This window comes from Cupriavidus sp. WS, from assembly GCF_000395345.1.
Taxonomy (GTDB): domain Bacteria; phylum Pseudomonadota; class Gammaproteobacteria; order Burkholderiales; family Burkholderiaceae; genus Cupriavidus; species Cupriavidus basilensis_B.
Genome location: NZ_AQPL01000198.1, coordinates 1 through 3,811, shown reverse-complemented (window position 1 = coordinate 3,811; position 3,811 = coordinate 1). Strand labels below are relative to the sequence as shown.

The 3,811-nt window shown below is 61.6% G+C and carries 4 protein-coding genes; 3 read left to right on the top strand and 1 reads right to left on the bottom strand.

What is annotated here, in order from left to right:
- The 3 genes from K206_RS43740 to K206_RS0116495 all read left to right on the top strand — a co-directional run.
- A partial coding sequence (locus tag K206_RS43740) for a hypothetical protein (RefSeq protein WP_020203499.1) occupies positions 1 to 1,003 on the top strand: 1,003 nt, incomplete at its 5' end.
- A 16-nt stretch (positions 1,004 to 1,019) separates the two neighbouring features.
- Positions 1,020 to 1,655 (top strand): type 4 pilus major pilin, encoded by a 636-nt coding sequence (locus tag K206_RS0116500; RefSeq protein ID WP_020203498.1) that lies wholly within the window; start codon positions 1,020 to 1,022, stop codon positions 1,653 to 1,655.
- 128 nt (positions 1,656 to 1,783) lie between these two features.
- A complete protein-coding gene (locus K206_RS0116495) occupies positions 1,784 to 3,091 on the top strand; it encodes a hypothetical protein (protein WP_020203497.1) in 1,308 nt (435 codons plus the stop codon).
- A 36-nt stretch (positions 3,092 to 3,127) separates the two neighbouring features.
- On the opposite strand, the gene K206_RS43735 is transcribed toward K206_RS0116495, so the two are convergent.
- Positions 3,128 to 3,811: hypothetical protein (locus K206_RS43735; protein WP_020203496.1), on the bottom strand; the 684-nt coding region annotated here is incomplete at its 5' end.

Below are 3,811 nucleotides of genomic sequence, written 5' to 3'. Positions count from 1 at the left end.
GGGCGAGCCGCTTGGGCGGCTCGCCGCGCATTGGCTCGCTCGTTGGGAGGGCTGGCATGGTGAAGCTCAGCAAGCCCGTCTGTCGGAGATCTTCCGCGGCACGGTGCCGGACGAGGACATTCCGATTCTCGCGGTCGCCGAACAGGGCGGGGACATTCGGGAAGGGCTGTATGCGCTCTCGGAGAATCTGATTGCGCTTGACGATGCAAAGACAGGCATCGTGTCGACGCTTTTCAGCGTCGGCGTAACGTTGGTGATCCTCCATGCATTCCTTGCGCTCCTCGCATTCGTGATCTCTCCGGTGCTGGACAAGGCGTTCGCGGCGAACCTACGGGTCGAGAACTATGGCCCGCTCGCATCGGCGTACCACTATGGATCGGCCTTCATTCGACACTGGGGATGGGCGGTTCTCTTGATCGAGGCCGGCGTTCTGTACTGGATCGCGCGAGCGCTGACGCGCTACACGGGTCGGTACCGCGCTTGGCTGGACCGAAAGGTCATCGCGTTCGATTTCTTCCGACGCTTCCACGGGGCGCAGTTCCTCGCGGCAATGGCGTCGTCGACGCGGAAGTTCGGCACGGACGCGCGCAACCTCACGCAGGCCCTGGAACTGATCCGCTCGACCGCATATCCGTATCTCGCATATCACGTTGACCGGATGCTGCTCAACCTCGAATACTCGCCGAATGAGGGCGGCAAGGTCTTCGATACAGGCTTGTTCGATAAGGCGACCAGCTTCCGGATTCAGGACGTTGCCGAGTACGAGAGCAACCTTTCGAAGATGCTTGAAACCGTCTACAAGGCAATGCTTAAGAGCACGCCGCGCGAGATGCAGGCTAAGGCCGGGCGATTCAACCGCCGCGCAAGCTTTCTGCTCATTGGCGTGATGGTCGCGCTCGCCTATATGCCCGCGTTCATGATCGATGAAGTGAAGACCTATTCCCGTATCCAGAAGATGTCTGGATACGTGGGCGCCCCTTCCACCCCCGCCATTCACCCCTAACCCTGGAGAACCAAACATGGCACACACGAAGCAAGCTTGCACGCCGGAAGACGAAAAGTTCAACGGCAGCGCGCCGGATCACGCAACCGCGGCGACGCTCAATGTCGCGGTGATGAAGGAAGGGCAGCGCAATAAGAGGACACGCCGGCAGTGGGGCGGGGTACTCGATGACTACGGTTTCTATCTGCTGCTGGCCGGCCTGGCGCTGCTGGCCGGCCTGGTCTACTTCTCGCGCAACCAGACCGATTCGCAGGTCCAGCAACTGACGACCGAGCTCAACAGTGTGATCGGCAAAGTGAAGACCTCCTATCGCGGCCAGTACGACAAGGTGACGATGGCAGGTCTGATCGGCAACGGCATCTTCCGCGACCTGACGACGATGACCGAGGCCAGCGGCCGGGTGATCATTCAGCCCGGCGGCGGCACGTTGACGGTCGCCTCGGCGCAGCTGCTCAGTGCGAACGACTCGCTGCAATGGACGATCCCCAACCAGCCGGACGCGGCATGTGTGTCGATCGTGGGTTCCTACCAGGCCAGCGCCGGCAAGATCTTGGTGAACAACGCCATCATCAAGGCCGTGGGCGGGATGATTGACCCGAGCAAGGTCGCCTGCTCGGGCGGCAGCAACACCATCGACCTGTTCACGTCCTGATCGATCGAAAGAGGGGCTGAATTGGCGAGCTTTCGGGCGCCGGAGCTGCGCCCGTGCATTCGATAATGGTTCGTCGCAAGACCACACCTGCCCGGCCACTCGGTCGGGCATTTCCATAGGAGCTGGCCGTGCTGCTCACGGATATGTCTTTTACGCTCATCGTGTCGTCCATCGCCTTGGCCACGACGATTTCGACCGCAAATAAGGCCATCGACGAGGCCCTAGCAATGGGGACCGGTCAGTACATGGCCAACATGGCCAGCGCGGCGAACACCTACACGTTCGACAATTTCACCGCGCTTGCCGCGAGCCCGGCCGGCCCGGCCACCCTGAACGTCGGCAGCGTGTCCGCGGTTGTCCCCAATCCGTTGCACCCCACGATTCAGGACTTCATCAACCTCAAGCTTCTGCCGATCGGCTACAGCGAGAAGAGTCCGCTCGGCCTGAGCTTCGCCATCGACCTGACGCCGACGAACTGCGCGGGCGATATCACGGGTTGCACAATCCCCGGCCGTCTGTATTCGACGACGGCGTATCGGGACACGGCGGGGAACATTCGAACCGACCATATGACGCTGGCCGTCGAGACCGCTGGCGTCGACGCCGGCACCTCGTATGCCGAGTCGCCGACTGTGGTCACGGGGATGGCCGCCAGCTGGAGCGCGCCGAATCCCCTTCCGGGTGGTCCAGCGGGTGTGCTCATGATGCGGGTGGGAAATAGCTCGCTGCTGGCGCAGAGCATGAACCAATTCTACAAACGCGACGGCTCGCTGAACCTCCAGGGTCCGATGGACGCCAACAACCAGGCGATGAACCGGGTGGGCAACTTCCAGTCGAATGGCTCCGTCTCCGCAAACGGCAATGTGGCCGCGGCCGGCCAGGTCAGCGGCGGCACGCTGCGCTCCGCCGGAGATGCTTCGATTGCGGGCAACGCCAGTGCGAACGCTGTGTACGGGAACTATGTTCAATCGAACGGCAGTGCGAATATTGTCGGGCAAGCCTTCGTCGGCAGTACGCTGACCGCGGGGGGCGTACAATCTAACGGGGCGATCAACAGCGGTGGATCGATAACGACGAGTGGCTATTTGGTTGCTGCCGGGGCACTAGTTCCATCGACTGGGGGAGGACAGACCGTCTCCGAAGGGCAATGGTGCGGAGACCCACAGGGGTCGATCCGATCTGATGCTGCTGGGCGCGTCTTGTCTTGCCAATACGGCGTATGGCGACTCGGTAGCGGGACGTCGGCAATAGCTGATGGCGTCGTGGTTAGCGGAGCGACCGTTTGCAGCAACTATTGCTATGTGGGCATTTGCGTGACAAAGGCGGGCGCCCCAGGGCAACAAGGTCCAACGGGTGCCTGGGCGTGCAATCCTGGCACCGAGTTTATTCCGACTTCGACGGGCTATTTGTCGAATCCTGGCGGAAATGGCGGCTAGGCGGAGAACCGGCAACGCCAGCTCTTCAACACTAACTCAGACCGGGCCAGTCTGGCTGGTGCACTTCAGAACAACGACGCCCGAGACGTCTCCGCTCGTAGGTGTGGGCATCGAGTAGCCGAGGGCAACGAGGGGGTTCTTCGGATTGCTACCGAGTGCTTGGACGTGATAGAGAACCCCCGATGCTGAGCCGACACCATACAGCAGGGTGCCCGTAATCGTGGCGGTCGCATGCGCATCCGATCCGACCGCGACGTCGAGCGTCAGAGTCTCGATTCCGGGGAAAGTAATGCCAATCACACCGGTGGCGGAGTTCAATTTGCCCGGGGCAAAGTTGCCGCTGCTTGCCGTTGGCGACGTGGCCGCGATAGCCGAGCAATTCGCCTTGACCGTGGGCGCGCCGCTGAAGTCCGCGTTGAGTGCCAGGGGCTTGCCGACAACATAGTGCGCGCCTTGGTTGCTGTTGATGCTACCGAGGATGGTACTCGAACCGTCGGTCCACCGGCCGATCGCATACTCACCATTACCGGAAACATCGACAACCTTGCCGGTGGACAGCGAGATCAGGCTGTTTGTGTCCGGGCCGATGGTGGTGTATGCGCCTTCGCTCGTGGTCTTTTGGAACGATGCCACGAACGAATTCGAGGCAATCGACTGCTGTGTCGAGCGTGTCGAAGTCTCGGTCGACGGGACGAAAACCACGGCCAGCGGATCGGCGGT